This window comes from Kytococcus aerolatus (genome assembly GCF_900187395.1).
GTDB classification, from domain to species: Bacteria; Actinomycetota; Actinomycetes; order Actinomycetales; family Dermatophilaceae; genus Kytococcus; species Kytococcus aerolatus.
Map to the genome: position 1 here is coordinate 242,962 of NZ_FYEZ01000002.1, position 26,226 is coordinate 269,187.

Here is a 26,226-nt window from a genome sequence, read left to right on the forward strand (position 1 = left end):
GCGTGACCGGACGACGAGGACGACATGACCACTGACGAGGACCCCATGACCTTCACCCCCTACCCGGCGCTCGACCTCCGCGACGGGGCGGTGGTCCGCCTGCAGCAGGGGGACTACGACCGCCAGACGAGCTATCCGGTGGACCCGGTGGCCCGGGCGGCCCGGTACGCCGCCGAGGGGTCCGCCTGGCTGCACCTGGTGGATCTCGACGCCGCCCGCACCGGCGGCTGGGGGCAGGGCGAGCTGGTGCGCCGGATCGTCGCCGAGACCGGGCTGCGGGTGCAGACCGGCGGCGGGGTGCGGAGCCGGGAGGACGTCGACACCGTGCTGGCGAGCGGCGCCGAACGGGTCGTCATCGGCTCGCTTGCGGTGCGCGAGGCGGAGACGGTGGCCGGCTGGGTCGCCGAGCTCGGTGCCGAGCGGGTGACCGTGGCCCTCGACGCGCGCCCGGTGACCGACGACCCGAACGCCGACGCCGGGGAGGGCAGCACCCGCTGGGAGCTCCCGACGGCCGGGTGGACGCAGGACTCCGGGGTGGACCTCACCGGGCTGCTGCGCCGCTACACCGAGGCCGGGCTGCGGCACGTGCTGTGCACGGACATCAGCCGCGACGGGATGATGAGCGGTCCGGGGCTGGCGCTCTACGAGCACCTGCGGTATCTCGCGCCCGGGCTGGCCGTGCAGGCCAGCGGCGGGGTCCGTGACCTCGCGGACGTGCGGGCGACCCGCGCGGCCGGTTGCGCTGGTGTGGTGCTCGGGCGCTCGCTGCTCGAGGGCGCGCTCACCGTGCGCGAGGTCGTGGCCGACGGGCTGGCCGGCCTGGCCGACGGGGAGGGGGCCCGATGACCCATTCCACGACACCCGGCTCCCGCCTGGCCCGCCGCATCGTGCCCTGCCTCGACGTCCGCGACGGGCGGGTGGTCAAGGGCGTGCGCTTCACCGACCACCGTGACGTGGGCGGCATCGAGGAGCTGGCGCTCCGCTACCGCGAGGAGGGCGCCGACGAGCTGGTCTTCTACGACATCTCCGCCAGCCCGCAGGGGCGCACGGTGGACCGGGAGTGGGTCGGGCGCGTGGCGCGGATCCTCGACATCCCCTTCTCCGTGGCCGGCGGGATCCGGAGCGTCGAGGAGGCCCGCGCCGTCCTGCACGCCGGGGCGGACAAGGTCTCCGTGAACACCCCCGCCCTGGAGCGACCCGAGCTCGTGGGTGAGCTGGCGGCCGAGTTCGGGGTGCAGTGCGTCGTGGTCGGCATCGACTCGCTGCGGGACGCGGACGGCACCTGGCGGGTGCGCTCGCACACCGGGGACCCGGACGCGATGCGGGAGGCCGGCCGCTCCACCCTGGACTGGGTGCGCGAGGTGGTCGACCGGGGCGCCGGCGAGGTGGTGCTCAACTGCATGGGCTCCGACGGGGTGCGCACCGGGTACGACCTCGAACAGCTCGCGGCGGTGCGGGAGGTCTGCCCGGTGCCGCTGGTCGCCTCCGGCGGTGCGGGCAGCGTGGAGGACTTCGTGCGGGTGTTTCGCGACGCGGATGTCGACGCGGCCCTGGCGGCGAGCGTCTTCCACTCCGGGGCGCTGGCGATCGGACAGGTCAAGGACGAGCTGGCAGCGGCCGGTGTGGAGGTGCGGCGATGAGCGTGGACGTGCAGGCGATCGACTTCTCGAAGGCGCAGGACGCCGGCCGTGGGTTGGTGCCGGCGGTGGTGCAGGACGCGGACACCCTCCAGGTGCTCATGCTCGGATGGATGGATGCCGAGGCCGTGGACGCCTCCCGGGAGACCGGGCGGGTCACCTTCTGGTCGCGCTCCCGGCACGAGCGCTGGGTGAAGGGTGAGACGAGCGGCAACACCCTGCAGCTCGTGGACCTCCGGCTCGACTGCGATGCCGACACCGTGCTGGTGCTGGCGCGCCCGACCGGCCCGACCTGCCACACCGGGACCGACAGCTGCTTCGAGGGGGCACCGTCCTCGGAGGTGCACCGCCTCGACGCTCTCGTGGCCCGGCGGGAGGCCGAGCGGCCAGAGGGCTCCTACACCACCTCGCTCTTCGAGGGTGGGACCCGGCGCATCGCCCAGAAGGTCGGCGAGGAGGGCGTCGAGACGGCGCTCGCGGCCGTGGACGAGGGGGACGAGGAGCTCGTCGGAGAGGCCGGTGACCTGGTCTTCCACCTGCTCGTGCTGCTGCGCGACCGGGGGCTGGGGCTGGCCGAGGTGGAGGAGCTGCTGCGGAGCCGCCGCGGCCGGTGAGCCGTCGCCCGTGCCACCATCGGCGGCACCCCTCCCGGCCCGCGGGAGGGACCGAGGAGGCGACCGTGACCGCATCGACCCTGCACGCATCCACCCTCACCTATCTGGACCACGCGGCGAGCTCCCCGCAGCGGCCGGAGGTGACGGCGGTGATGGCCGAGCTGGCCGGCCTACCGGGCAATCCCTCGGCCACGCACGCGGCGGGACGGCGGGTGCGGGCCCGGGTCGAGGAGGCCCGGGAGGAGCTGGCGGCGGCCATCGGCGCCCACCCGACGGAGATCGTGTTCACCTCCGGGGGCACCGAGGCGGACAATCTCGCGGTGCTCGGCGCCCACGCGGAGTGCGTGGCGCAGGGGGCACCGGTGGTCACCACCCCGGTGGAGCACGCCGCCGTGGCGCGGGCCGTGGCGCACCTGGCAGGGCGGGGCATCCCGGTGCACGAGGCCGCGCTCGACGAGGGCGGGCAGGTGGACCGTGCGGCCTGGGAGGAGGCGCTGTGCGGGGCCGGCCCGGCGACGCTCCGGGGTGCCGGGCCGGCCGCGGCTTCCGCGCTGGCCACCGTGGCCTGGGTGCAGAACGAGACGGGCGTGGCGCAGGGCGTCCCGGCGCTCGCCGAGGTGGCCCGGCGCCACGGGGCGGTGGTGCACAGCGACGCGGTGCAGGCGATCGGCCACGTGCCGGTGGACTTCGCGGCCTCCGGGCTGGACCTGCTCTCCCTGGCCGGGCACAAGGTGGGCGGCCCGCAGGGAGTCGGCGCGCTCGTCGTCCGGCGCGGGGTGCGGCTGGCCCCCATCGGGTTCGGGGGTGGTCAGGAGGCCCGCGTGCGCTCGGGGACGGTTCCGGTGGCGCTGGTGGCGGGGCTGGCGGCGGCGGTGCGGGTGGCGGTCGAGGAGCTGGCCGACGAGGGCGAGCGGGTGCGCGGGCTGCGGGACGAGATGGAGGCGCGCGTGCTGGCGCTCGACCCGGGCATCCGGGTGACCGGGGCCGGTGCCCCTCGGGCGAGCCACATCGCCCACCTGACGATCGAGGGCTGTCGCAGCGAGGACCTGCTCTTCCTCCTCGACGCGCAGGGGGTGTGCGTGTCCGGGGGCTCGGCCTGCTCGGCGGGGGTGACGCGGCCCAGCCCGGTGCTGCTGGCGATGGGTCACGGTGAGGCCGAGGCGGAGTCGGTGCTCCGGGTGTCCCTGGGGTGGAGCTCGACGCCGGAGGACGTGGAGCGTCTCGTCGCCGTGCTGCCGGAGGTGGTCGAGCGGGCGCGGGCGGCGGCGCGCGTGTGAGGTTCCCCAGGCCGGATGCGGCCCCTGCACAGGTCATAGAACATGTGTTGTGCAGAAAGTGGGCCACCTGTACTGTGAAGGTGTCGTCAGGGGCACCCGTCGGAGGGTGACGGTGGGGTCCCGGGGGTTCTGACGAGCGCACCGAGGGGGTGGGGCCGTGACGACCGTGGTGGAGATGCGGGAGCAGGGTGCGCCCGCGGACGTCTGGGGGCTGCTCGAACGGGCCCGCGAGCTGGCGCCCGCGCTGGAGACCGTGCGGCCCCACCTGTGGCGACTGGGGGAGGGCGATCTCGCGGGGGCCGTCGAGGCGCTGGGAGATCTCGTGCGGGCCGCGGAGGCCGCCATGACCGGATTGACGGCGGAGGCCGTGGGCCGGGGGACGGTGCAGGCCTCCCGGGCCGCCTCGCCGGCCGACTGGGTGCGACGACAGGGCGGTGTCGTCGAGCCCGGCCGCGCCCGCAGCGTAGCCGTGGTCGCCGAGGCCTCGCTGGAACCGGGCACGGCCTCCCTGCAGCAGGCCGTCTGGGGCGGGGGAGTGAGCGTCGACCACGCCGCCGTGGCGCTGGAGGAGTCCGCGAAGGTGCTTCCCCTCCTGCCGGGTGCCGATCGTTCCGAGGTGCTGGGCCACTACCTGGTGCGGGCCTCCGCCGCCGACGCCTCGCGGCGCGAGCTGCGCCGCCTCACCCGGGAGATCATGGCCCGGTACGGCGACGACCGACTCGACGACCTGGACGCCCGCGCGAAGGAGTGCAGCGGCCTCACCGAGCGAGCGCTCCCGACGGGCCTCGTGCGCTTCCAGCTGGACCTCAACCAGCCGGACGCTGCCCGCGTCCGGGCCGCGGTCGACGGCCTCTCGGGCCCTCGCTCGGAGCGGGGGTCGGACGGTGAGCCGGTGCGGGATCCGCGGAGCCCGGCGCGTCGTCGAGCGGATGCCCTGCTGGAGCTCGTCGAACGGGCCCAGGCGGCCGACGACGACCCCACGGCGGGTGGGTGTGGCCTGTCCGGCTCGACGACGCTCGTGGTGACCATGACAGCCGAGGGGTTGGCGGAACGGCTCCGAGAGGTCGGGGCGCGGCGGACCGGATGGGCGCGCGGCGTGGAGGAGCTCACGGACGACGGGGCGGTCACCTTCGGGGTCACCTCCCTCGGGGACGTCCTCACTGCTGCCCAGCTGCGACAGGCCGCCTGTGACGCGGGGATCGTGCCGATGGTGCTCGGTGCGGACGGCACACCGCTGGAGACCGGACGTGCGAAACGCCTGGCCACCGACGCCCAGCGGGCCACCCTGCTGGTCCGCGACGGTGGGTGCACCTTCCCCGGCTGCACGAGGCCACCGGGCTGGTGCCACGCCCACCATGTGCGGCACTGGGCCGACGGCGGACCCACCGACGTGGACAACCTGGCGCTGCTCTGCGAACGGCACCACACGGTGGTCCACCGGGACGGGCTCACGGCCCGGAGGGTCGACGGACGCTGGGAGTGGGAGGAGCCGCCGTAGCGGGTGGGTGCAGGGCGCGAGATGCGTGAGCCGAGCCGGTGGGGGCGCTCCGTAGACTGGGTGACCCATGAGCGCGCCCGTCCTGTCCTCCCTCGAGACCGCCCCCGAGGGTGCCCCGGCACCCTCCGGGCGACGTCTGCGCGTGGTCGCGGCCATGAGCGGTGGTGTGGACTCGGCGGTCGCGGCGGCGCGCATGCTCGACGCCGGGCACGAGGTCACCGGAGTGCACCTGGCGCTCAGCCAGTCGGCCGAGACCCTGCGAACCTCCGCCCGGGGCTGCTGCACCCTGGAGGACGCCGCGGACGCGCGACGGGTGGCCGATCGGCTCGGCATCCCCTTCTACGTGTGGGACATGGCCGAGCGCTTCCAGCACGACGTGGTCGAGGACTTCGTGCGGGAGTACGAGGCAGGGCGCACGCCCAACCCCTGCCTGCGCTGCAACGAGTCGATCAAGTTCGCGGCCCTGCTCGACAAGGCGGTGGCCCTCGGCTTCGACGCGGTGGCCACGGGGCACTACGCGCAGATCGTGGAGCGGCCGGAGCGGGACGCCGCGGGGGAGCCCACGGGCGGGACCGTCCGAGAGCTCCACCGCGCCGTGGACCCGCAGAAGGACCAGAGCTATGTGCTGGGGGTCCTCGACACCGACCAGCTCGCCCGGGCCTTCTTCCCGCTGGGTGACACCACCAAGCCGGCGATCCGTGAGGAGGCGACGCGACGCGGCTTCGCCGTGGCCCGCAAGCCCGACTCGCACGACATCTGCTTCATCGCCGACGGTGACACCCGCGGCTACCTGGCCCGGCGGCTGGGGGAGCGGCCGGGGGAGATCGTCGACGTCGACGGTCGGGTGCTCGGGGAGCACCGGGGAGCCCACGGGTACACGGTCGGGCAGCGCAAGGGGTTGGGGCTCAAGGTGCCGGCCGAGGACGGCGCCCCGCGCTACGTGCTGCGCACCGACCCGGCGACCAACCAGGTCGTGGTGGGGCCGCAGGAGATGCTCGGGGTGGACGTGATCCTGGCCGACCACGTCCGCTGGTGCGGCCCGGCCCCCTCCGGCGAGCAGCGTCTGGGGGCACAGATCCGGGCGCACGGGGTGGAGCACCCGGCCCGGGTGGTGGTCACCGAGGCGCCGGACTCCGAGCCGGTGCTGCGGGTGGAGCTCGAGCAGCCGGTGCGGGGCGTCGCGCCCGGCCAGTCCGTGGTGCTCTACGACGGGACCCGCGTCGTGGGCTCGGGGACCATCGCGGCCACCGAGCGCGTGCAGCCCGCCGTCGCCGCTCCCTGACCCGTGACCGTGACCCGTGCCGGACCGCTGGCAGGTCCCGCGGGTCCTGGGACCGGGAACAGAACCCCCGGGGGCCCGTCGTTGACGGAGGGGACAGCGATTCGCGAAGGAGCGCACCATGAGCACCTACCGCACGCAGAACCCCGCCACGGGGGAGCTCGTCGAGGAGTTCGCCGAGCACTCGGCCGAGGAGGTCGAGCAGGTCCTCGCCACCGCCCACGAGGCCGCCTCCACTTGGCCGACCGTCCCCCTGGAGGAGCGGGCCGCGCTCCTCGCCCGGGTGGCGGACGCCTACCGGGAGCGGCAGCAGGAGCTGGCCGAGGCCATCGCGCTGGAGATGGGCAAGCCCGTCCCGCAGGCGATCGGCGAGGTCAAGCTCGCCGCGTCCATCTACCGCTGGTACGCCGAGCACGGGCCGGACCTGGTGGCCGATCGCGAGCTGGGGCTCGCCCGGGGCGCCCAGCGGTCCCTCGTGCGCACCCTGCCGCTCGGCGCCCTGCTCGGCGTGATGCCGTGGAACTACCCCTACTACCAGGTGGCTCGCTTCGCGGCTCCGAACATCCTGCTGGGCAACACCATCGTCCTCAAGCACGCCCAGATCTGTGCCGCCTCGGCCGAGCTCATGGAGGAGCTCTTCACCGCCGCCGGTGCGCCGCCCGGCGTGTACCGCAACGTCCGGGTCGACAACGACCGGGCTGCCGAGATCATCGCCGACGATCGCATCCGCGGGGTCTCCCTCACCGGGAGCGAGCGGGCTGGTGCTGCGGTCGCGGAGCAGGCGGGCAAGCACCTCAAGAAGGTCGTCCTCGAGCTCGGTGGCTCCGACGCGATGATCGTGCTGGACGACGCCGACATGGTGGAGGTGGCCGAGACGGTCGGCCGGGCCCGCATGAGCAACTGTGGTCAGGCGTGCAACTCGCCGAAGCGTATCCTCGTGCCGGACGACCGGGTCGAGGAGTTCACGCGCGCCCTCACCGCCGCGGTGGAGGCCCAGACCGTCGGGGACCCGCTGGCCGACGGAACGGACATCGGGCCGCTGTCCTCCTTCGAGGCCCGTGACGGCCTCCTCGAGCAGGTGCAGGACGCGATCGACCACGGCGCCACGGTCCACACCGGTGGGCGCGCGGGTGAGGGGGAGGGTGCCTTCGTCGAGCCCACGGTGCTCACGGGGGTCACCCCGGAGATGCGTGCCTGGAGCGAGGAGCTCTTCGGTCCGGTGGCGATGGTCTTCGGGTACGGCAGCGTGGACGAGGCCGTCGAGCTCGCGAACTCCTCGGCCTACGGGCTCTCCGGGTCGGTGTGGACCTCCGACCCGGAGCGCGGGCAGGAGGTCGCCGGCCGCCTCGACGTGGGCATGGCCTACGTCAACGAGCATGGGACGACCATGCCGGCCCTGCCCTTCGGTGGCGTCAAGCGGTCCGGGTTCGGTCGGGAGCTGGCGGAGTTCGGGGTGTCGGAGTTCGCCAACCACCAGCTGGTGCGGGTGCACTGACTCGTTCCTGCTCCTCCTCGTCCACCTGCTGCCACCTGTCGGCGCGGCCTGTGGGCCCTGACCGGACCGGTGGAGCCCGACGACCTCCCGCCCGTGGCGGGAGGTCGTCGGCTCCGTGAGGGAGGATGACGTCGTGAGCGAGCAGAACGCAGAGCCCGAGGTCCCCACCGAGACGAGCGCCCCCCAGGCCCCGGCCAGCTCCGCCGACCGGCACCGGTGGGACGAGCTGGCCGAGCAGGTCCGCCAGCACCGGGAGGCCTACTACCTCGGCCGCCCGACGATCTCCGACGCGGCCTTCGACGAGCTCTACCGCAGCCTGGAGGCGCTCGAGGAGGAGCACCCCGACCTGCGGGTGCCCGAGAGCCCGACGCAGGAGGTGGGTGCGCCGCTGGCCACCACCTTCGACGCGGTGGACCACGCGGAGCGCATGCTCAGCCTCGACAACGCGTTCACGTCCGAGGACCTGCAGGCCTGGTTCGACCGCTCCCGTGCCGACGCCGGGACCACCGACCTGCACTACCTCTGCGAGCTGAAGATCGACGGCCTCGCGGTGAACCTCACCTACGAGGACGGTCGCCTGGTCCGGGCCGCCACGCGTGGTGACGGTCGGACGGGGGAGGACATCACCCTCAACGTCCGCACCATCGAGGGCGTGCCGCACGAGCTGCGCCGCCCGGCCGATGCCGACGACGCCGACACCGCGACGGTGGACGTCCCGCCCCTGGTGGAGGTGCGGGGCGAGGTCTTCCTGCCGATCGAGGCCTTCGGCGACCTCAACGAGCGCCAGGTGGAGGCCGGGAAGGCCGCCTTCGCGAACCCCCGCAACGCCGCGGCCGGGTCCCTGCGGCAGAAGGACCCGCGGGTCACGGCCTCCCGCCCCCTGCGGATGATCGTCCACGGCATCGGTGCCCGGGAGGGCTTCGACATCACCCGGCAGTCCGAGGCCTACGAGATCCTCGCCGGCTGGGGCCTGCCGGTCACGACGCACAGCCGGGTCGTGACCTCCCTGGGGGAGGTCACCGAGTACATCGAGCACTGGGGGGAGCGCCGGGAGAGCGCCGAGCACGAGCTCGACGGCGTGGTGGTGAAGATCGACGAGGTGGCCGTGCAGCGTCAGCTCGGTGCCACGTCGCGGGCCCCCCGGTGGGCGATCGCGTGGAAGTACCCGCCGCAGGAGGTGAACACGAAGCTCCTCGACATCCAGGTGAACGTGGGGCGCACCGGGCGGGTCACCCCCTTCGGCGTCATGGAGCCGGTGACGGTGGCCGGGTCGACGGTCTCGATGGCGACCCTGCACAACGCCCACGAGGTGCGCCGCAAGGGGGTGCTCATCGGCGACACGGTGGTCCTCCGCAAGGCCGGTGACGTGATCCCGGAGATCCTCGGCCCGGTGGCGGACCTGCGCGACGGCACCGAGCGGGAGTTCGTCATGCCCACCCACTGCCCCAGCTGCGGCACCGAGCTTGCCCCGGCGAAGGAGGGCGACAAGGACATCCGCTGCCCGAACCAGCGCACCTGCCCCTCCCAGCTGCACGAGCGCCTCTTCTCGCTCGCCGGGCGGGGGGCCTTCGACATCGAGTCCCTCGGCTGGGAGGGGGCCGGGGCCCTGCTCGAGGCGGGCGTCCTCACCGACGAGGCGGGCGTCTTCGAGCTCACCGCGGACGACCTCCTGCAGACCGACCTGTACACCCGGGCGGTGAAGAAGGCCGAGCTGACGGCAGCCGAGGAGGGGGATCCCGAGGGGGTCCTGCCGCCCGGTGGGGTCCGGGAGGGGCGCGTGCTCTCCGCGGTGGGGGTGCGCCTGCTGCAGAACCTGGAGCAGGTGAAGGAGCAGCCCCTGTGGCGGGTGCTGGTCGCCCTGTCGATCCGACACGTCGGCCCGACCGCGGCGCGGGCGCTCGCGGCGCACTTCGGCAGCCTGGAGGCCATCCGCTCGTCGACCACCGAGGAGCTCGCGGCCGTGGAGGGGGTCGGCCCCACGATCGCCGAGGCCGTCACGGAGTGGTTCACCGGCGAGGGCACCGACTGGCACCGGGACATCGTGGACCGCTGGGCCGCTGCCGGGGTGCGGATGGCGGACGAGCGGGACGAGTCCGTGGAGCGCACCCTGGAGGGGCTCACCGTGGTGGTCACCGGGTCGCTGGAGGGTTTCAGCCGGGACGAGTCCAAGGAGGCGATCCTCATCCGCGGTGGCAAGGCCTCCGGGTCGGTCTCGAAGAAGACCGACTACGTCGTCGTCGGGGCGAACGCCGGCTCGAAGGCCGCCAAGGCCGAGGAGCTGGGCGTGCCGATGCTCGACGAGGACCAGTTCCGCGAGCTGCTCGAGACCGGTCGCGTCGAGGGCGTGACGCCGTCGCCCCCGGCACCCCCGGCGGACTGAGCCGTGGATCGTTGGGTCTGGATCCTGCAGGTGCTGGCCGGCGCGTGGGCGGTGTGGACCGCCGTCCACGCGGGGCACCCCGGGCTGGCCGTGCTCGGCGCCGCGTTCTTCGGGTTCATGGCCTGGTGGTCCTCGCCCTGGTGGGGCGGGCGCAGCCTGACCCACCAGGAGGCGCACGCCCTGCCCGCCGACCGACGGCAGGTGGTCGTCTACTGGCGGCCGGGGTGCCTGTACTGCGCCCGGCTGCGCCGTGAGCTGAAGGGCCTGCGCGAGCGTGCACGGTGGGTGAACATCTGGCAGGACGCCGAGGCCGCCGCCTTCGTCCGCTCGGTGAACGGTGGCGACGAGGTGGTGCCCACCGTGGTGCTCGACGGTGAGCCGCACACGAACCCGGATCCCACTCTCGTCCGCCGGCGTCTGGAGCAGCGGGGCTCCGGGGCCACCGGGGGAGGAGACGCTCGATGACCACCGTTCGCACCCGCCGGGTGGCGGACCACGTCGAGGACCCCGACGGCACCGAGGGCCTCGCTGTGCTCGTGGACCGGCTCTGGCCGCGGGGCGTCCGCAAGGAGGCGCTCCCGCACGACCTGTGGCCCAAGGCGGTGGCCCCGTCGACCGAGCTGCGCCAGTGGTTCCACGCGGTCGAGGGGGAGGAACGAACAGCCCGGTTCGAGGAGTTCGCAGAGCGCTACACCGCGGAGTTGGCCGGGGGCGAGCCGCACGAGGCACTCCGGGAGCTCGCCCGCGAGGCCCGACAGGCGGACGTGGTCACCCTCCTCTTCGCGGCTCGCGACACCGAGCACAACCATGCCCAGGTGCTGGCCCGAGCTCTGCGCAGGCTCCTGTGAGCGGGCCCGCCGGCCCCGGCCCCGAGCCCTCCCCGGTGGCCGCTGCGTCGTCCTCGCTCGCCGGCACCCCACCGCCCGCCCTCCTCGGACCGGACGACCCGCTGCCGCACCGGCCCCGGCGGGTCCTCGTGGTGGGCACCTCCGGGTCGGGCAAGACGACGCTGGCCTCCCGGGTCGCGCCCCGGCTGGGCCTGGAGCACGTGGAGATCGACGCCCTGTTCCACGGCCCGGGCTGGACGCCCCGCCCCACCTTCGTCGAGGAGGTGGAGGCCTTCACCGCCGGTGACGGTTGGATCACCGAGTGGCAGTACTCCCAGCAGCTCGGCGACCTGCTGCCCCGGCGGGCGGATCTCGTGGTCTGGCTGGACCTGCCCCGACACAGGGTGATGCGCCAGGTCGTCCGCCGCACCCTGCGCCGCCGCCTCCGCCGCGAGGTCCTGTGGAACGGCAACACCGAGGGGCCGCTGCGGGACGTGCTCACCGACCCGGAGCACATCGTCCGCTGGGCGTGGAGCACCCACCCGAAGGCGGCACGGCGGGTGCAGGCCCTCCGCACGACCCGTCCGGAGGTGCCCGTGGTGCGCCTGCGCTCCCGTCGCGAGGTGGACCGCTGGGTGGCCGCAGCACCCCCGGGACCCGCGTCGGCCCGCCCGTAGACTGCGGGGCATGTCAGCACTCTCCCGTGACGACGTCGCGCACGTCGCCAGTCTCGCGCGCATCCACCTCGAGCCGGACGAGCTCGATCGTCTGGCCGGTCAGCTGGACCAGATCGTCCAGTGGGTGGACCAGATCAGCGACGGCGCCTCCGAGGACGTCCCCGCCATGTCCCACCCGATCCCGATGACCAATGTCATGCGCCCGGACGAGGTGCGCCCGGGGCTGACCCAGGAGCAGGCGCTCGCCGCGGCTCCGCTGGCCGAGGAGGGTCGCTTCGGCGTCCCCCGCATCCTGGACGAGGAGTGAGCGCACCGATGAGCACCGACACCACCACCCCGCCGGTCGAGGGTCTCGACCCGCTGATCACCCTCTCCGCCCTGGAGATGGCCGAGAAGCTGCGCGCCGGGGAGATCACCTCCGAGCAGCTCACCCGGGCCCACCTGGACCGGATCGCGCAGGTCGACGGTGTGCTCCACGCCTTCCTGCAGGTCGACGCCGAGGGGGCGCTCGCGACCGCCCGCGAGGTCGACGCCGCCCGGGCCGCCGGCGAGGAGCTGCACCCGCTGGCCGGCGTCCCGATCGCGGTGAAGGACATCGCCTGCACCGAGGGCCTGCCCACCACGGCCGGCTCGAAGATGCTCGAGGGCTGGGTGGCGCCCTACGACGCCACCATCGTGCGTCGACTCCGGGACGCCCGGATGCCGATCCTCGGCAAGACGAACATGGACGAGTTCGCGATGGGCTCCTCCACCGAGCACTCGGCCTTCGGCCCGACCCGCAACCCGTGGGACGTCACCCGCATCCCGGGTGGTTCCGGCGGTGGCTCCTCGGCGGCCGTGTCCTCCTTCATGGCCCCGCTGGCGATCGGCTCGGACACCGGCGGCTCGATCCGCCAGCCCGCGGCCGTGACCGGTTCGGTCGGCGCCAAGCCCACCTACGGCGGCGTCTCCCGCTACGGGATCATCGCCCTGGCCTCCTCGCTGGACCAGATCGGCCCGTGCTCGCGCACCATCGCCGACGCGGCCGCCCTGCACGAGGTGATCGGCGGTCACGACCCGCTGGACTCCACGAGCATCGACGCCCCGGCCCCGGCCGCGCTCGAGGCGGCCCGCACCGGCGCCGCCGAGGGCGGCTCGGCCGCGCTGAAGGGCCTGCGTGTCGGCGTGGTCAAGGAGCTCGTCGACGGCGAGGGCTTCCAGGCCGGCGTCAAGGAGCTCTTCGAGGCGCGCCTGCAGCAGCTGCGCGAGGCCGGTGCGGAGATCGTCGAGGTCTCCTGCCCCTCCTTCGCCCTGGGCATGGCGGCTTACTACCTGATCCTCCCCAGCGAGGCCTCCTCCAACCTGGCCCGCTACGACGCGATGCGCTACGGCCTGCGGGTCGGCCCCGAGGGCGTGGACGCCCCCTCGGCCGAGCAGGTCATGGCCGCCTCCCGCGACGCCGCCTTCGGCGACGAGGTGAAGCGCCGCATCATCCTCGGCACCTACGCGCTGTCCTCCGGCTACTACGACGCCTACTACGGCAAGGCCCAGAAGGTGCGCACGCTGATCCAGCGCGACTTCGACGCGGCCTTCGAGCAGGCGGACGTGCTGGTCTCCCCGTCGGCGCCGACGACGGCCTTCCCGCTGGGGGAGAAGCTGGACGACCCCCTGGCGATGTACCTCAACGACATCGCGACCATCCCGGTGAACCTGGCCGGTGTGTGCGCCCTGTCCCTGCCGATGGGCCTGGCCCCGGAGGACGGTCTGCCGACCGGCTTCCAGGTGATCGCCCCGGCGCAGGCCGACGAGCGCATGTACTCCGCCGGTGCCGCCGTGGAGGCCCTCATCGAGGCCGCCGACGCCGCGGCCGGTGGCCAGCCGGTGCGCCTCCGCGTGCCGGAGGTGCCCGCCGAGGTGCCGGGTGAGTCCACCGGTTCCGCCCACGACCAGACGCAGGAGGCCTGAGGATGGCGACGCAGACGAGTGACAAGGTCGTGCCCTTCGAGAAGGCGATGACCTCCTGGGACCCGGTCATCGGGCTCGAGGTCCACGTGGAGCTCAGCACGAGCACGAAGATGTTCTGCTCCTGCCCGACGGAGTTCGGTGCCGAGCCGAACACGCAGGTGTGCCCGGTCTGTCTGGGGCTGCCCGGGGCGCTCCCGGTGGTGAACTCCGCCGCGGTGGAGTCGGCCATCCGGATCGGTCTGGCGCTGAACTGCCAGATCGCGGAGTACTCGCGCTTCGCCCGGAAGAACTACTTCTACCCGGACATGCCGAAGAACTTCCAGACCTCCCAGTACGACGAGCCGATCGCGTACGACGGGTACCTGGACGTCGAGCTCGACGACGGCGAGGTCTTCCGCGTGGAGATCGAGCGCGCCCACATGGAGGAGGACACCGGCAAGTCCACCCACGTCGGTGGTGCCACGGGCCGCATCCAGGGCGCGACGCACTCGCTGGTGGACTTCAACCGTGCCGGCATCCCGCTCATCGAGATCGTGACCCGTCCGATCCTCGGTGCCGGCGACCGGGTCGGGGAGGTGGCCCGCGCCTACGTGGCCACGCTGCGCGACCTGCTCAAGGCCCTCGACGTGAGCCACGTGCGGATGGAGCAGGGCAACGTCCGCTGCGACGCGAACGTCTCGCTACGCCCGAAGGCCGGCTCCGAGCACGTGCTGGGCCAGGTGAACGCCGAGCAGGCCGTCGTGCCGCTGGGCACCCGCACCGAGACGAAGAACGTCAACTCGCTGCGCAGCATCGAGCGGGCGGTCCGCTACGAGGTCACCCGCCACGCCGCCGTCCTGGAGGCCGGTGAGGAGATCCTCCAGGAGACCCGTCACTGGCACGAGGACACCGGGGTCACCACCTCGGGTCGTCCGAAGTCGGATGCCGACGACTACCGCTACTTCCCGGAGCCGGACCTGGTGCCGGTGGCCCCGGAGCGGGACGTCGTGGAGACCCTGCGCGAGTCGCTCCCGGAGATGCCGGGCAAGCGCCGCGCCCGCCTGCAGGCGGAGTGGGGCTTCACCGACCTGGAGATGCGGGACGTGCTGAACGCCGGGGCGGTGGACCTCATCGAGGCCACGATCGCCGCCGGGGCGAAGGCTGCCGGGGCCCGCAAGTGGTGGTCCGGCGAGGTGGCCCGTCGCGCGAACGACGCGGGCCAGTCGGTCGAGGAGTACGCCACCGAGGTCGGGCTGACCCCGGCCGCCGTGGCCGAGCTCGACGGCATGGTCGCCGAGGGGCGCCTCAACGACTCGATGGCCCGTCAGGTGCTCGACGGCGTCCTCGCCGGCGAGGGCTCGCCGACCGAGGTGGCCGACGCCCGCGGGCTGGCCATGGTCTCCGACGACGGTGCCCTCCAGGGCGCGGTCGACGAGGTGATCGCGGCCAACCCGGACATCGTGGAGAAGATCCGCGGTGGCAAGGAGCAGGCCGCCGGCGCCCTCATCGGTCAGGTCATGAAGGCCATGAAGGGTCAGGCCGACGCGGCGCGCGTCCGGGAGCTGATCCTGGCCACCGTCGCGGGCTGACGGCCGGGGCCGGCGAGTCCGCCGCGGGGACCATCCGGACTGGTCCCCGCGGCGGCTACCCTCGGAGGGTCCGGCATGGACCGGGCACAGGTCCTGACGATGGGGAGACGACGATGAGCAACAAAGCGATGACCGTGGGCGGTCTCGGCCTGGCCGGTGCCGGCGTGGTGGTGCTGGCCGGCAGCGCGCTGGGCTGGTTCGACGGTGGGGAGCCCCCGGTGGAGGAGCACTCCCCGGTGGTCGCGGCCTCGCCGGAGGCGGGGGAGTCCTCGGAGGGTTCCTCGTCCAGCAGCAGCGAGAGCTCCACCGGCTCGTCGAGCTCGTCGTCCACCGGCTCGTCGAGCTCGTCGTCCACCAGCTCGTCGAGCTCGCCCGACTCCTCGAGCAGCTCGCCCTCGACCGCCCCCACGTCCGAGACCTCCGCGGCGGAGGCCTCGACGGCGGAGAAGTCGGCCTCGGTGGTGCCTGCCGCCCCGACCTCGAAGGAGCCGACCGGCGCGCCGACGACCTCGCAGGAGGCCCCGGAGCCGGCCCCCACGACCGAGAGCAGCACCGCCGCCCCGAGCCCGAGCTCTAAGGAGGAGGCGCCGGAGCCGGCCCCCTCGACCTCGTCGGCCGCGCCCTCGCCGAGCAGCTCGAAGCCGGCCCCCAGCCCCAGCTCCGCGCAGCCGGCGCCGGACTCCGGGAATGTCGCGCAGCCGGGTGACCCGGTCGCGGCCCCGACGCGCCTGAAGATCCCCAGCATCGGGTTCGACCGCGAGGTCTCCGAGGTGGGTCTGACCTCGAAGGGCACGCTCAACCCGCCGCCGGGCATCACCGGCTGGTACGGCAAGACGGTCAAGCCGGGGGAGAACGGCGTGAGCGTCATCGCCGGTCACGTCACCTACGGCCCCCCGGACGTCTTCTACCACCTGCCGAATGTCAAGGTGGGAGAGAAGTTCACGATGACCGACGCCAACGGCAAGGAGCGGGAGTGGAAGGTGACCGTGGTCGAGGAGATCGACAAGGTCGCCCTCTCCAAGGACTCGCGCATCTGGGGTGACTCGCCGACCCCGAAGGTCGCCCTCGTGACCTGTGACCCGGACTCCCCACGGACGGGCGGGCACTCGTCCATCAACGTCTTCGTGCTGGCCGAGCCGGCCTGACGCGGGAGGGGCCACGCATGCCGACGCACGCCGGGGTCCGGCTCCATCAGCTCGTGCTGGTGCGGCACGGGGAGGCCCTGCCCCCGGCCCCCGGGCAGGCCGACCGGGAGCGCGACCTGACCGCGCGGGGCGAGGAGCAGGCCCGGGCGGCCGGCGAGCGGATCGCAGCTCGCTGGGCCGGGAGCGGCCCCGGTCCACGGGGTGGGGCGGCCCTCCTCCTGCACTCCACCGCCGTGCGCACCACGCGGACGGCCGAGCTGCTGGCCGCCGAGCTCCCGGTGGCCGAGACCTGGCCGGCACCTGCGGTGTACGACGCCTCCCCGGAGGACCTGGTCCGGGTGCTGGCGGACGTGCCGGACGAGGTGCACCGGGTGGTCTTGGTCGGCCACGTGCCGGGGCTCCCGGCGCTGGTGGGGCAGCTGACCGGGGAGTGGCCGGAGGTCTGGGTGCCGGGCTCCCACGCCGTGCTGGAGCTCGAGGAGGGCACCAGCTGGGAGGGGCTCGCCCCGGACTGCGCCCGCCTCGTGGGCTGATCGACCCTCCTCGGATACGGTGGTGCCGTGTCCGAGAGCGATCCTGTGCAGCAGACCGACGGCGAGTCCACCGGGACCGTCACCCTCACCGTGCCGAACCCGGACTGGGTGGCCGAGCTGACCGGGGGGAGCGGTGAGCTCACCGGCGCGGCCCGCACGGTCCGGGTGGCCCACTGGGACGGTTCCACCCCCTGGGTGCACGACCCGGCCGCGCCGCTGGTGGCAGCGATCCCGCAGCAGTTCAGCATGGCGCCCGACGCCCTCGCGGAGCTGGCCGCGGTGCCGACCCTGCGCTGGGTGTGGGCGCTGAGCGCGGGGACGGACCACCTCACGAAGCGCCTGCCCGAGGGCGTCGGCATCTGCAACGCCAAGGGGGTGCACGAGGAGAGCACGGCCGACCACGCCCTGGCGCTCACCCTCATCGGGCTGCGCTCCCTGGAGACCCTGCGCGACGCGCAGGTCGCCGGGGTCTGGGAGAACCGGGTGACGCCCGCCTGGCAGGCGCGCAACCGTTCGCTCCACGAGTCGCGGGTGCTCGTGGTCGGGTACGGCGCGATCGGGCAGGCGATCGCCCGGCGGGTCCACGCGTGCGGTGCCCGGGTCACCGCGGTGGCCACCACGGACCGGCCGGGGGACGAGTACGTCGAGGCCGTCCACTCCAGGGCCGACCTGCACGCCCTGCTCCCGGAGCACCACGTGGTCATCCTCATCACCCCGCTCACCCCGGAGACCAAGGGGCTCATCGGGGCCGAGGAGATGGCGCTCATGCCGGAGGGCGGGCTGCTGGTGAACGTCGCCCGGGGCGCGGTGGTCGACACCGACGCGCTCGTGGAGGCGTGCGGGTCCGGACGCATCCGGGCGGCGGTGGATGTCACCGCCCCGGAGCCGCTGCCGGAGGGGCACCCACTCTTCAGCACCCCCGGGGTGTTCCTGACCCCCCACCTGGCCGGCATCACCGCGGAGATGGCCGACCGCCAGCTCCGCCTGGTGCGGGCCCAGCTGCAGCGCCTGGCGGACGGTCAGGCCTTCGTCAACGTCGTCCGGGAGCCCCAGTGACGCCCTCCAGCCCCGCCTCGTCCTCCGGGCCGTCGCGCCCTGCTGCGCCCGCCCTGCTGCCGTCCGGGTCGCAGGGGGCCGACGCCGGGGGGAGCGCTCACGGCACCACCTGGTGGACCCCGGAGATGGTGGACCGCTCCGTCGTGGCCGAGCGGGAGGTGGCTGTCATCGGCTTCGACCCGGCCGCCGAGCTGCACGCCCAGAACCTCCGTGACTCCGGCGTGGACGTCCGCATCGGTGCGCCGGAGGGCGGGCCGGAGCACGCGGCTGCCGTCGACGAGGGCTTCTTCACCCTGCCCGTGGCCGATGCGGTCCAGGACGCCGAGGCCGTGGTCACCACCGGGGCCCACATGGCGGAGGTCGGCCCGGTGCTCACCGACGACCACCTGCTGGTCCTGACCTCGGCCGCGGCGGGGCGGGCGCTGCGGGCCTCCCGGATCCGCCACCGCGGGATGATCGTGCTCGTGGAGCTGCTCGGGGAGCCGGAGGCCACCCGGCAGGCCTACGTCGACGGGCGGGGCGCCCCGGCGGTCGTCTCGGTGGTGGCGCGGGGGAAGGCCGCCGGCCCGGACCTGCTGCACCGCTGGGCCACCCGCATCGGTCAGGCCCCGGCCGTGCCCACCACGCCCGAGGAGGCCGCAGCGGTGGACGCCCGCGCCGATGCCCTCCCGCAGCAGCTGGCCGTGGCCTACGCCGACGCGCTGGGCGCCACCCGGGCCGCCGGCATCGAGGTGGACGCCCTGGACTGGGCAGCCGCTGCTGATCACGCCGACACCCGCGTGACCCCGCTCCTGGAGGCCGTCCTGGCCGCCGGGCGGGACGACCTGGTGGCCCGGGGCTTCGACCCGGTCGTGGCGGACCTGGCCGTCGTCCACCGTCTGGAGGCCGAGCTGGACCGGCTCCGGCAGGAGGGCATCCGCCCGTCGGCGGCCGGCCCGCGGCGCGAGCACCTGGTGGCCCTGATCGGTTCCGCGCCCGCCAGCCACACCGGGCAGCCGCAGGCGGCCGGGGAGACCGACGAGCAGGCCCGGGAGCGTCACCTGCGGCTGCGGGAGACCTTCGGGGGGACGGACCGCCCCCACGGGTGGTGACCGCTCTCACAGGCGGGTGGTCGCAGGGGTAGCGTGGGCCCCGGACCCAGGCCCACCGGCCGGTCACCCGTCTGATCCGAGGAGTTCCCCGCATGACCAGTTCCACCACGGACTTCGCCATCACCCGCAACGAGTCCCCGAAGACCGAGGCTGAGCGCGCTGAGATCCTCGCGAACCCCGGGTTCGGTGTGCACTTCACCGACCACATGGCGACCGTCGAGTTCACCGAGGAGCAGGGCTGGCACAGCCCCCGCGTGGAGCCCTACGGCCCGCTGCAGCTCGACCCGGCGGCCTGTGTCCTGCACTACGCCCAGGAGATCTTCGAGGGCATGAAGGCCTACCGCCACGCCGACGGCTCGGTGTGGACCTTCCGCCCGGAGAAGAACGCCGCCCGCATGCGTCGTTCCGCCGAGCGCCTGGCCCTCCCGCAGGTGCCGGAGGACGTCTTTCTGGAGGCCATCAAGGAGCTCGTGAAGATCGACGAGGTCTGGGTCCCGGACGCCTCCACCGGTGAGGCCTCCCTGTACCTGCGTCCCTTCGAGATCGCCACCGAGGCCTTCCTCGGGGTGCGCCCGGCCAAGGAGGCCCGCTACTGCGTGATCGCCTCCCCGGCCGGCCCGTACTTCCCGTCCGGTGTGAAGCCGGTGGACATCTGGGTCTCCCGCAACTACCACCGCGCGGCCTTCGGCGGCACCGGCTTCGCCAAGTGCGGTGGCAACTACGCCGGCTCGATGGCCGCCCAGGTGGAGGCCGCCGAGCACGGCTGCGCCCAGGTGATGTTCCTCGACGACCGCGAGGAGAAGTGGGTCGAGGAACTGGGTGGCATGAACCTGTTCTTCGCCTTCTCCGATGGCCGCATCGTCACCCCGCCGACCGGCGGCACCATCCTCGAGGGCGTCACCCGTATGTCCCTCGTGGAGCTGGCCCGCGACGCCGGCCACGAGGTCGAGGAGCGCCCGATCAGCATCGACGAGGTGAAGGCCGGCATCGAGGACGGCAGCCTCACCGAGGTGTTCGCCTGCGGCACCGCCGCCGTCATCACCCCCGTCGGGTCCTTCAAGGACGGCGACGACGTGTGGACCGTCGGCGGTGAGGGCCGCTCGGAGGAGCTCGAGGAGTCCTACCCGGTGACCATGAAGCTGCGCACCACGCTGACCGACCTGCAGTACGGCCGCGCCGAGGACACCAAGGGCTGGCTCGTCCGCCTGGTCTGAGACCAGTCGGTTCTCCCCAGCACTGCGGTGGTGACTCCCGGGAGTCACCGCCGCAGTGCGTTGCCGGGTTCGCTGGAACCCTCTGGGGCGTGGGCGCCGGGGCTACCGGGCAGCAGCGTCGTGGATGATGCGGGCCAGGTCGGCGGGGCGGCTCCACATGGGCCAGTGACCCGTCGGCAGGTCGACCTGATCGACCTCAGCGAGCTGCGCGACCTCCGCGAACATCGGGTGCCCGGCTTCGCTCAGCTCCGTGACCTGGGCGCTGCACAGCGAGCAGCACACCAGGGTGGTGGGCACCTGTCGTCGTGCCGGGTTGGACAGGTGGAGGATGGCACCCGCCACGGGGCCGGGCTGGGGCACCGCCAGGGTCCGGAACCGCTCGAGCTGCTCCGGGGTGAGTCCGGCGAGGCTGGCCTGTGCTCCCAGCTCGTCGAAGGACGGCAGGGGCACGTCCTCGCAGGTGTCGCCCGGCTGCGTCGTCGGGATCCCTCCGGGGGCAGCCGGACCGGAGTCGACCCAGACGATGCGCCTGATCTGCTCCGGGTTCCGGTCCGTCACGAGGCTCACGGGCGCGTTTGCCCCGCTGTGGGCGACGAGGACCGCGGTTCCACCGGCAGCGTCGAGGGCGGCCTGGATCGCCGCGGCCTGGTCCTCGAGGGTTCGGCTGGATCGATGGGGGTCGTCGGCGTCGAGCCCGGGCAGTGTCAGGGGGACGGCGCGAAGGCCTGCGCCGACGAGCTGCTCGAGCACCTCGTCCCAGGCCCAGGCGCCGAGCCAGTGGCCCGGGACGAGGATGACGGTGGGGGATTCCGGCTGCTGTGTTCGCTGTGTCATGACGTCATGCTGACAGCGGGGGTGGACAACCCTGTGTCACCATTTGTGGCATGAATGGAGTGGGTGGGGATGAAGCGGGCTGAGCGTCTCCACGCGCTCTCGGAGGCACTGCGACGGAGTGGAAGGCGCGGCCGTACTGCCGAGCGGCTGGCGGAGGACTTTGGCGTGTCGGTCCGGACGATCAAACGGGATCTGGATGCTCTGGAGAACGCCGGTCTTCCCCTCTGGTCCCGTCCCGGGCCGGGTGGCGGGTACGGGGTGCGCCCGGCGAGTGCCCTCCCACCGGTGCACTTCTCGCCTGCTCAGGCGGTGGCTCTGATGGCGGCCGTCTCGGCGTCGTCGGAGGCGCCCTACTCCGACCTGGCGACAGCCGGGGTGCGCAAGATCGTCGACGTGCTCGATCCGGGAACCCGGCAGCAGGCCGACCAGCTGGCTGCGCGCATCTGGGTCAATCCCCGCTCGGGTCCCTCCCGGTCGGTGAGGTCAGCGCTCGAGGAGGCGATGCTCGACCAGCGTGTGATCCGGATCCGCTTCGTCTCGAAGGAGGGCGTGGCAACCACTCGCCCGGTCGAGCCGATGATGTTCGCGTCGACGCAGGGCGAGTGGTTCCTCATCGCCTGGTGTCGTCTGCGAGAGGCGGTTCGCTGGTTCGCGATGAACCGGGTCGAGAGCGCGACGGTGACCACCGAGCCGTGTGCCGGCCACGACCTTCGGGAGATCGGGACACCCCCGCCTGCCGCTCGCAGCGTCGGCGGTGGTCGGCCGTGATGGGAGGGGCAGACGCGAGGAGAGGGTCCTGCTCCCGGCCCTCCGTCACGCCTGCGGCCGGTCAGCCCTGTGACAGCGCCCGGCTCGTCACCTGCACGAGCCGGGCGCGCAGGGCTTGGCCGCGCTCGCTGAAGCCGCGCTGGGCGGCCACGTACGCGGCCTTGCCCTCGGGGGTCTCGATGCGGACCGGCTCGTACCCCCAGTCCCGTAGGTCGTACGGGCTGGCGCGCATGTCCAGCTCCCGCACGTCGCGGGCCAGCTCCAGGCAGTCGACCAGCAGCTCGCCGGGCACCAGCGGCCCGAGGGTGGCGGCCACCTTGTAGAGGTCCATGGTCGCGTGCAGGCAGCCGGGCTGCTCGAAGGCGGTGCGGTTCTCGGGCCCGGGCCGCAGGGTGTTCAGGTCCCGTGAGCTGTCGGTGAAGAACCGGTAGGCGTCGAAGTGGCTGCACGCGATGGTGTGGCTCTCGGTCACCGCGTCCGTCGCCTCGCGCCCCAGCCGCAGCGGGACCCCGCCGTGGCGGCGGTCGTCCGCCTCGAGGCCGTGCACCATCGCCCACTCGTGCAGGCCGAAGCACCCGAACCGCGCCGGCCGGTTCGCCGTGGCCTGCAGGATGCCGTGCCAGCGTTCGACCGCCTGCCCGCGGCGGGTCATGAACGCGGCCACGTCCACCGTCACCGGGACGGCGGCTCCCGCACGCCCCGTCCAGCCGGCCGCCTCGCGCTCGGCCGGGGTGAGCGGGCGGTGCTCCTTCCACGTGGCGCGCTCGCCCGCATCGGCCAGGGCGCCCCCGATGCCGGGGTGCCAGCGCCGCACCTCGGCCGGCCGCCAGCGGTAGTACACCCACAGGAAGTCCTCGACGGGGTGCTTCTCCCCGCGCCGGCGGCGCTCCAGGTGCGGGTCCGCGATCGCGTCGACCCGGGCGTGGTGCGCGGCCTCCCGGGCGGACCAGGTCTCGCGGTCCAGCACGGTGAGGGGAGCGGGGGAGGCGGGCATCGTGCCGGCATTCTAGGTGGGCAGGGCGAGCTGCCCCCGGGCTGCGATGCTGGCCTCATGGACGCGCTGCTGGTACGGCCTCTCGATCTGGTGAACCCGCTGGAAGGCCCGTGGACGGTACGCCACAGCCCGGCCGATCGCGTGCCCAGCCATGGCACCACCGCATCCGCCACCGCACTGTCGGTGGACCTGGTGCCCGTCGATGCTCGTGGGCGCAGCGGGCGGATCACTCCGCGCACGTGGATCGCCCCGGAACGCCCGGAGCGCTTCCCGGGGTTCGGGCGAGCAGTTTTTGCTCCCTGCCAGGGCACCGTGGTCTCCGTGACCGCCGACCTCGAGGACCACGCCGCGTACCGCGGTCTGCCGTCGGTGGGGTATGCCCTCACCCAGAGACGTCGAGCTGCCGACGGGTGGGGAGCCCTGGCCGGCAACCACGTGGTCATCCGGGCAGCTGCCGGTCCCGTCGTCGCGCTGTGCCATCTGCAACAGCACAGCGTGCGCGTCCGCCCGGGGGACAGGGTGGACGCCGGAGTGCTGGTGGCCGGGTGCGGGAACTCTGGCAACAGCACCGAGCCGCACCTCCACCTCCAGGCGATGACGGACCCAGATCCCAGCACGGCGCGGCCGGTGGGATTCACCCTCCACGGCCGGATGCCCCGAAACGGCGAGATCGTCGCTGGGTGATCACCCGGTCAGCGCTGTGTGCGAGGCGGGGACTCGTCCACCGGGTTGCTGCCCGCCTGAGGACAGTCTCCAGCCGTGTCAGGATGCGCCATGGACTCCCAGCGCCCCGCCTCCTCGCCCTTCCACGACCGCCTCGAGCCGGGCCGGGTCCACGACGCCTCGCCCCTCACCGAGGGCGGCATCTCCATGTTCTCGAGCGTGGAGCTCCAGCCCCTAGATGTACTGCCCGGGGACGTTGGTCAATCGTGAGAAGGGCGGCTGGTTGCTGCAGGCTGTGTGGGGCCGGTGGTGGTTGTAGTAGTGTAGCCAGCCGTCGAGTTCTCCGCGGCGTTCGGTCTCGCTGGTGTAGCAGCGGGCGTAGGCCCAGCCGTCGGCCAGAGTGCGGTGGAAGCGCTCGATCTTGCCGTTGGTCTGCGGCCGATAGGGCCTGGTGCGCTTGTGCTTGATGCCGAGCTCTGCGCAGGTGTCTCGCCACATGTGCGACCGGTAAGCGCCACCGTTGTCGGACAGGACCCGCTCGACCGTGACACCGCGCGCATTGAACCACTCGACCGCCCGGACCAGGACAGCGGTGGCGGTGAGGGCGGTTTCGTCGTCGTGGATCTCGGCGTAGGCGACGCGGGAATGGTCGTCGATGACAGTGTGGACGTAGGCCTTGCCCATCAACGGGTCGCTGTACTTGTTCTTGGGCTTGCCCGGGGTGGCGGCGCGGTTCTTCTCGCCCTGCTGGCGGCCGACGTAGCGCCAGCCGCCGCCGTCGGGGATGTTGCCGAGCTTCTTCACGTCGACGTGCAGCATCGCCCCGGGGTGGTCGTGCTCGTAGCGGCGGACCGGCTCCCCGGTTGCCCGGTCGACATGCGAAAGCCGGTTCAGGTGCGCGTCGACGAGGATCCGGTGAACCGTCGACGGAGCGATCCCCAGCCGGCAAGCGAGCTGCACGGGTCCTTCTCGAAGACGGAGACGGAGCTGGATGCAGCGCTTCATCGTCTTCGCGTTGGTCTTGTTCGGCGAGTGATGCGGCCGTGACGAGCGGTCCTGCATCGACTGGCCGGCGCGATAGCGGTCGGCCCAGCGCTTCACAGTGGGCCAGGAGACCTGGAAGCGGGCGGCGACCTCGCTGATCGGCCAGCCGTCATCGACGACAAGACGGCCGACGATGAGGCGGTGGCGGGGTGTGAGAGTGGCGTTGGGATGTGACATGGAACCTCGTGCAGACATAGTCGTGGCGGCGAGCTGGTGCTCGCCGCCACGTGGGAGCCTCTTGTCGGGTCAGTCGATGGGGCTGACTCGGATGAGGTTGCCGTCGGGGTCGGCGATCACGAAGGTGCGACCGAACACGTCGTCGTGGGGTTCCTCGACAATGCGTACGCCCTTCGCGGCCCACTCCTGGTAGACGTGGTCGATGGCCGAGGCAGGACCGGGGACCATGAGTCCAATCTCGCTCGTACGAGGCGTGTCTGGGGTGGTGTTCTCGTTGCCGCCGGTCCAGATGGCGAACAGCACCCCGGGCGCCACCTCGAAGGCGACGTAGCGCGGGCTGGTGAAAGTGGGCTCGATATCGAACAGGTCGCTGTAGAAGGCGGTGGACCGTTCGGCGTCGCTGACGTAGATCAGGAACAGGTTGGGTGCCGACATGATGTCTCCTCGGATCGGTGGATCAGGTGGCCTCATCCGACCAGCCAAAGACGACACCTTCTGTCATGTTTTGTGTGAGGATCGGGCCATGAAGTCCTCGCGGCTGTTGTCGATCCTGCTGCTTCTGCAGACCCATGAACGGATGACGAGCAAGGAGCTGGCCCGCCGGTTTGAGGTGTCACCGCGCACGATCCTGCGTGACGTCGAGGCCCTGTCAGCCGCCGGCGTGCCGGTCCACACCGAGCAGGGCCGGGGCGGTGCGATTGTGCTGGACCGTCGGTCCCGGCTGGACGTGGCGCGCCTCGATCCGGCCGAGCTGCAGTTGCTGACCGTCGCGGGTCTGGACGCCAACCTTCTCGAGCAGGTCGGGCTGCAGGCAGTCAACGCCAGCGCCCAGGAGAAGCTGACGGCCGTTGCTACGAGAGGGCAGGTGCCCACCCGCTCGCACTTGTCCGAGGTGCTTCTCATCGATCCGTCAGGGTGGTTCACGACCGGCCGGGAGCTTGACCTGACCGATCTGCTGGCCGCCGCGCGGGAACGGCGACGCATCCGCCTGCGCTACCGACACAGCGGAGAGACCACTGGACAGTGGCTCACCTCCGACCCCTACGGGCTCGTGAACAAGGCCGGCTCCTGGTACCTCGTCGCCGACGTCAACGGGAAACCCCACATGTTTAACACAACCCGCATCGAAGATCGCGAGGCCCTCACGGATACCGCGGTACTGCGAGCGGACTGCGATCTCCGCTCGGTGTGGTGGGATCTGCTGACCGACTTCCAGTCGGCACCCGGTATCGAAGTGCACGCGCTGCTGCGCTCAACCCGCCTGGACCTGGCTCAGCGAATTCTCGGAACCCGCATCGCCAACATCACCAACACCGACGAAGAGTGGACCACTATCACCGTCCGCTATCCCGACGTCGAATCGGTCCGGCAACTCCTCCAGTTCGGCGACCACATCCGCATCCTGAGTCCGGTTGAAGCGGTCACCCGGTTCCACGACGTCGCCGCCCAGATCATGCAGGCCCACTCCTCGAACAGCTCAACCAACGTCCCCGATCAGTACACCTAGAGGA

The 26,226-nt window shown here is 72.9% G+C and carries 28 protein-coding genes and 1 pseudogene; 24 read left to right on the top strand and 5 right to left on the bottom strand.

The annotated features are described in order from the left end of the window. Nucleotides 1-24 precede the first annotated feature (24 nt). From CFT82_RS08100 to gatB, 14 genes are all read left to right on the top strand, one after another. Nucleotides 25-846 (top strand): 1-(5-phosphoribosyl)-5-[(5-phosphoribosylamino)methylideneamino]imidazole-4-carboxamide isomerase, encoded by an 822-nt coding sequence (locus CFT82_RS08100; protein ID WP_200815099.1) that lies wholly within the window; start codon nt 25-27, stop codon nt 844-846. Beyond that, nucleotides 843-1,640, top strand: a complete 798-nt coding sequence (gene hisF / locus CFT82_RS08105; protein WP_088818570.1) for an imidazole glycerol phosphate synthase subunit HisF — start codon at nt 843-845, stop codon at nt 1,638-1,640. Before CFT82_RS08100 ends, hisF begins: the two co-directional genes overlap by 4 nt. Continuing rightward, nucleotides 1,637-2,251, top strand: coding sequence for a bifunctional phosphoribosyl-AMP cyclohydrolase/phosphoribosyl-ATP diphosphatase HisIE (gene hisIE / locus CFT82_RS08110; protein WP_088818571.1), 615 nt, complete (start codon nt 1,637-1,639; stop codon nt 2,249-2,251). Before hisF ends, hisIE begins: the two co-directional genes overlap by 4 nt. A gap of 65 nt (nt 2,252-2,316) precedes the next feature. Continuing rightward, nucleotides 2,317-3,528, top strand: a complete 1,212-nt coding sequence (locus tag CFT82_RS08115; protein ID WP_234994357.1) for a cysteine desulfurase family protein — start codon at nt 2,317-2,319, stop codon at nt 3,526-3,528. A gap of 157 nt (nt 3,529-3,685) precedes the next feature. Beyond that, on the top strand, nt 3,686-5,026 hold the full coding sequence (locus tag CFT82_RS08120; RefSeq protein WP_234994358.1) for an HNH endonuclease signature motif containing protein: 1,341 nt from the start codon (nt 3,686-3,688) through the stop codon (nt 5,024-5,026). A gap of 136 nt (nt 5,027-5,162) precedes the next feature. Then, complete coding sequence (mnmA, locus tag CFT82_RS08125) at nt 5,163-6,308, top strand: tRNA 2-thiouridine(34) synthase MnmA (RefSeq protein ID WP_088818849.1); 1,146 nt, start codon at nt 5,163-5,165, stop codon at nt 6,306-6,308. Nucleotides 6,309-6,426: 118 nt separating this feature from the next. Beyond that, the gene (locus CFT82_RS08130; protein WP_088818572.1) at nt 6,427-7,800 is read left to right on the top strand and encodes an NAD-dependent succinate-semialdehyde dehydrogenase; all 1,374 of its coding nucleotides are present in this window, start codon (nt 6,427-6,429) and stop codon (nt 7,798-7,800) included. Between the two features lie 133 nt (nt 7,801-7,933). Continuing rightward, nucleotides 7,934-10,180 carry an NAD-dependent DNA ligase LigA gene (gene ligA, locus CFT82_RS08135; protein WP_200815100.1) on the top strand — a complete coding sequence of 749 codons (2,247 nt, stop codon included), beginning with the start codon at nt 7,934-7,936 and terminating at the stop codon, nt 10,178-10,180. A gap of 3 nt (nt 10,181-10,183) precedes the next feature. Beyond that, the gene (locus CFT82_RS08140) at nt 10,184-10,645 is read left to right on the top strand and encodes a glutaredoxin domain-containing protein (protein ID WP_234994359.1); all 462 of its coding nucleotides are present in this window, start codon (nt 10,184-10,186) and stop codon (nt 10,643-10,645) included. Then, nucleotides 10,642-11,028, top strand: coding sequence for a DUF488 domain-containing protein (locus tag CFT82_RS08145; RefSeq protein ID WP_088818574.1), 387 nt, complete (start codon nt 10,642-10,644; stop codon nt 11,026-11,028). Before CFT82_RS08140 ends, CFT82_RS08145 begins: the two co-directional genes overlap by 4 nt. Continuing rightward, nucleotides 11,025-11,684, top strand: a complete 660-nt coding sequence (locus CFT82_RS08150; protein ID WP_327078687.1) for a P-loop NTPase family protein — start codon at nt 11,025-11,027, stop codon at nt 11,682-11,684. The genes CFT82_RS08145 and CFT82_RS08150 overlap by 4 nt, the downstream gene beginning before the upstream one ends. A 10-nt stretch (nt 11,685-11,694) precedes the next feature. Beyond that, the gene (gene gatC / locus CFT82_RS08155; RefSeq protein ID WP_088818575.1) at nt 11,695-11,991 is read left to right on the top strand and encodes an Asp-tRNA(Asn)/Glu-tRNA(Gln) amidotransferase subunit GatC; all 297 of its coding nucleotides are present in this window, start codon (nt 11,695-11,697) and stop codon (nt 11,989-11,991) included. Nucleotides 11,992-11,999: 8 nt separating this feature from the next. Beyond that, the gene (gatA, locus tag CFT82_RS08160) at nt 12,000-13,628 is read left to right on the top strand and encodes an Asp-tRNA(Asn)/Glu-tRNA(Gln) amidotransferase subunit GatA (protein ID WP_088818576.1); all 1,629 of its coding nucleotides are present in this window, start codon (nt 12,000-12,002) and stop codon (nt 13,626-13,628) included. Between the two features lie 2 nt (nt 13,629-13,630). Beyond that, nucleotides 13,631-15,196 (top strand): Asp-tRNA(Asn)/Glu-tRNA(Gln) amidotransferase subunit GatB, encoded by a 1,566-nt coding sequence (gene gatB / locus CFT82_RS08165; RefSeq protein ID WP_088818577.1) that lies wholly within the window; start codon nt 13,631-13,633, stop codon nt 15,194-15,196. Nucleotides 15,197-15,251: 55 nt separating this feature from the next. On the opposite strand, the gene CFT82_RS12085 is transcribed toward gatB, so the two are convergent. After that, nucleotides 15,252-15,941: a hypothetical protein gene (locus CFT82_RS12085; RefSeq protein ID WP_234994360.1), complete on the bottom strand. Its 690-nt coding sequence runs from the start codon at nt 15,939-15,941 to the stop codon at nt 15,252-15,254. A 25-nt stretch (nt 15,942-15,966) separates the two neighbouring features. Between CFT82_RS12085 and CFT82_RS12090 the strand changes: the two genes are divergently transcribed. The 5 genes from CFT82_RS12090 (at nt 15,967) to CFT82_RS08190 (ending at nt 20,235) form a co-directional block, all read left to right on the top strand. Further along, nucleotides 15,967-16,341: a class F sortase gene (locus tag CFT82_RS12090; RefSeq protein ID WP_234994361.1), complete on the top strand. Its 375-nt coding sequence runs from the start codon at nt 15,967-15,969 to the stop codon at nt 16,339-16,341. A gap of 17 nt (nt 16,342-16,358) precedes the next feature. After that, a complete protein-coding gene (locus CFT82_RS08175; RefSeq protein ID WP_088818579.1) occupies nt 16,359-16,874 on the top strand; it encodes a SixA phosphatase family protein in 516 nt (171 codons plus the stop codon). 27 nt (nt 16,875-16,901) lie between these two features. Continuing rightward, nucleotides 16,902-17,930 (top strand): 2-hydroxyacid dehydrogenase, encoded by a 1,029-nt coding sequence (locus tag CFT82_RS08180; RefSeq protein ID WP_088818580.1) that lies wholly within the window; start codon nt 16,902-16,904, stop codon nt 17,928-17,930. Continuing rightward, on the top strand, nt 17,927-19,021 hold the full coding sequence (locus CFT82_RS08185) for a hypothetical protein (RefSeq protein WP_088818581.1): 1,095 nt from the start codon (nt 17,927-17,929) through the stop codon (nt 19,019-19,021). Before CFT82_RS08180 ends, CFT82_RS08185 begins: the two co-directional genes overlap by 4 nt. A 92-nt stretch (nt 19,022-19,113) precedes the next feature. Further along, on the top strand, nt 19,114-20,235 hold the full coding sequence (locus tag CFT82_RS08190; RefSeq protein WP_088818582.1) for a branched-chain amino acid aminotransferase: 1,122 nt from the start codon (nt 19,114-19,116) through the stop codon (nt 20,233-20,235). A 102-nt stretch (nt 20,236-20,337) separates the two neighbouring features. Here CFT82_RS08190 and CFT82_RS08195 read toward each other — a convergent pair whose 3' ends face one another. Continuing rightward, the gene (locus tag CFT82_RS08195) at nt 20,338-21,069 is read right to left on the bottom strand and encodes an alpha/beta fold hydrolase (protein ID WP_088818583.1); all 732 of its coding nucleotides are present in this window, start codon (nt 21,067-21,069) and stop codon (nt 20,338-20,340) included. Between the two features lie 69 nt (nt 21,070-21,138). On the opposite strand from CFT82_RS08195, the pseudogene CFT82_RS12275 reads away from it, so the two are divergent. Beyond that, nucleotides 21,139-21,312: pseudogene (locus CFT82_RS12275) on the top strand (HTH domain-containing protein); the annotation flags it as partial. 75 nt (nt 21,313-21,387) lie between these two features. After that, the gene (locus CFT82_RS12280; RefSeq protein ID WP_327078692.1) at nt 21,388-21,837 is read left to right on the top strand and encodes a helix-turn-helix transcriptional regulator; all 450 of its coding nucleotides are present in this window, start codon (nt 21,388-21,390) and stop codon (nt 21,835-21,837) included. Nucleotides 21,838-21,898: 61 nt separating this feature from the next. Here the strand turns inward: CFT82_RS12280 and CFT82_RS08205 are convergent, their stop codons facing one another. Then, nucleotides 21,899-22,831: a 3-methyladenine DNA glycosylase gene (locus CFT82_RS08205; protein ID WP_088818584.1), complete on the bottom strand. Its 933-nt coding sequence runs from the start codon at nt 22,829-22,831 to the stop codon at nt 21,899-21,901. 57 nt (nt 22,832-22,888) lie between these two features. Here CFT82_RS08205 and CFT82_RS08210 point away from each other — a divergent pair, with 57 nt between their 5' ends. Both CFT82_RS08210 and CFT82_RS11750 read left to right on the top strand, forming a co-directional pair. Beyond that, entirely contained in the window at nt 22,889-23,515 is a 627-nt protein-coding gene (locus CFT82_RS08210; RefSeq protein WP_088818585.1) for a M23 family metallopeptidase, read from the top strand. Between the two features lie 90 nt (nt 23,516-23,605). Continuing rightward, entirely contained in the window at nt 23,606-23,764 is a 159-nt protein-coding gene (locus CFT82_RS11750; protein WP_159461893.1) for a hypothetical protein, read from the top strand. Here CFT82_RS11750 and CFT82_RS08215 read toward each other — a convergent pair. Next, nucleotides 23,729-24,715, bottom strand: coding sequence for an IS481 family transposase (locus tag CFT82_RS08215; RefSeq protein WP_088818586.1), 987 nt, complete (start codon nt 24,713-24,715; stop codon nt 23,729-23,731). The genes CFT82_RS11750 and CFT82_RS08215 overlap by 36 nt on opposite strands. 69 nt (nt 24,716-24,784) lie before the next feature. Further along, on the bottom strand, nt 24,785-25,150 hold the full coding sequence (locus tag CFT82_RS08220) for a VOC family protein (RefSeq protein ID WP_088818587.1): 366 nt from the start codon (nt 25,148-25,150) through the stop codon (nt 24,785-24,787). Between the two features lie 88 nt (nt 25,151-25,238). On the opposite strand from CFT82_RS08220, the gene CFT82_RS08225 reads away from it, so the two are divergent. After that, the gene (locus CFT82_RS08225) at nt 25,239-26,222 is read left to right on the top strand and encodes a helix-turn-helix transcriptional regulator (protein WP_159461894.1); all 984 of its coding nucleotides are present in this window, start codon (nt 25,239-25,241) and stop codon (nt 26,220-26,222) included. The last annotated feature ends 4 nt before the right edge of the window (nt 26,223-26,226 follow it).

Bases quoted from the DNA above. Each gene is read 5' to 3' on its own strand.
- CFT82_RS08100 (WP_200815099.1), top strand. From the start codon at position 25: ATGACCACTGACGAGGACCCCATGACCTTCACCCCCTACCCGGCGCTC.
- hisF (WP_088818570.1), top strand. From the start codon at position 843: ATGACCCATTCCACGACACCCGGCTCCCGCCTGGCCCGCCGCATCGTG.
- hisIE (WP_088818571.1), top strand. From the start codon at position 1,637: ATGAGCGTGGACGTGCAGGCGATCGACTTCTCGAAGGCGCAGGACGCC.
- CFT82_RS08130 (WP_088818572.1), top strand. From the start codon at position 6,427: ATGAGCACCTACCGCACGCAGAACCCCGCCACGGGGGAGCTCGTCGAG.
- CFT82_RS08145 (WP_088818574.1), top strand. From the start codon at position 10,642: ATGACCACCGTTCGCACCCGCCGGGTGGCGGACCACGTCGAGGACCCC.
- gatC (WP_088818575.1), top strand. From the start codon at position 11,695: ATGTCAGCACTCTCCCGTGACGACGTCGCGCACGTCGCCAGTCTCGCG.
- gatA (WP_088818576.1), top strand. From the start codon at position 12,000: ATGAGCACCGACACCACCACCCCGCCGGTCGAGGGTCTCGACCCGCTG.
- gatB (WP_088818577.1), top strand. From the start codon at position 13,631: ATGGCGACGCAGACGAGTGACAAGGTCGTGCCCTTCGAGAAGGCGATG.
- CFT82_RS12085 (WP_234994360.1), bottom strand. From the start codon at position 15,941: ATGCTGGGGATCTTCAGGCGCGTCGGGGCCGCGACCGGGTCACCCGGC.
- CFT82_RS08175 (WP_088818579.1), top strand. From the start codon at position 16,359: ATGCCGACGCACGCCGGGGTCCGGCTCCATCAGCTCGTGCTGGTGCGG.
- CFT82_RS08190 (WP_088818582.1), top strand. From the start codon at position 19,114: ATGACCAGTTCCACCACGGACTTCGCCATCACCCGCAACGAGTCCCCG.
- CFT82_RS08195 (WP_088818583.1), bottom strand. From the start codon at position 21,069: ATGACACAGCGAACACAGCAGCCGGAATCCCCCACCGTCATCCTCGTC.
- CFT82_RS12280 (WP_327078692.1), top strand. From the start codon at position 21,388: ATGGCGGCCGTCTCGGCGTCGTCGGAGGCGCCCTACTCCGACCTGGCG.
- CFT82_RS08205 (WP_088818584.1), bottom strand. From the start codon at position 22,831: ATGCCCGCCTCCCCCGCTCCCCTCACCGTGCTGGACCGCGAGACCTGG.
- CFT82_RS08210 (WP_088818585.1), top strand. From the start codon at position 22,889: ATGGACGCGCTGCTGGTACGGCCTCTCGATCTGGTGAACCCGCTGGAA.
- CFT82_RS11750 (WP_159461893.1), top strand. From the start codon at position 23,606: ATGGACTCCCAGCGCCCCGCCTCCTCGCCCTTCCACGACCGCCTCGAG.
- CFT82_RS08215 (WP_088818586.1), bottom strand. From the start codon at position 24,715: ATGTCACATCCCAACGCCACTCTCACACCCCGCCACCGCCTCATCGTC.
- CFT82_RS08220 (WP_088818587.1), bottom strand. From the start codon at position 25,150: ATGTCGGCACCCAACCTGTTCCTGATCTACGTCAGCGACGCCGAACGG.
- CFT82_RS08225 (WP_159461894.1), top strand. From the start codon at position 25,239: ATGAAGTCCTCGCGGCTGTTGTCGATCCTGCTGCTTCTGCAGACCCAT.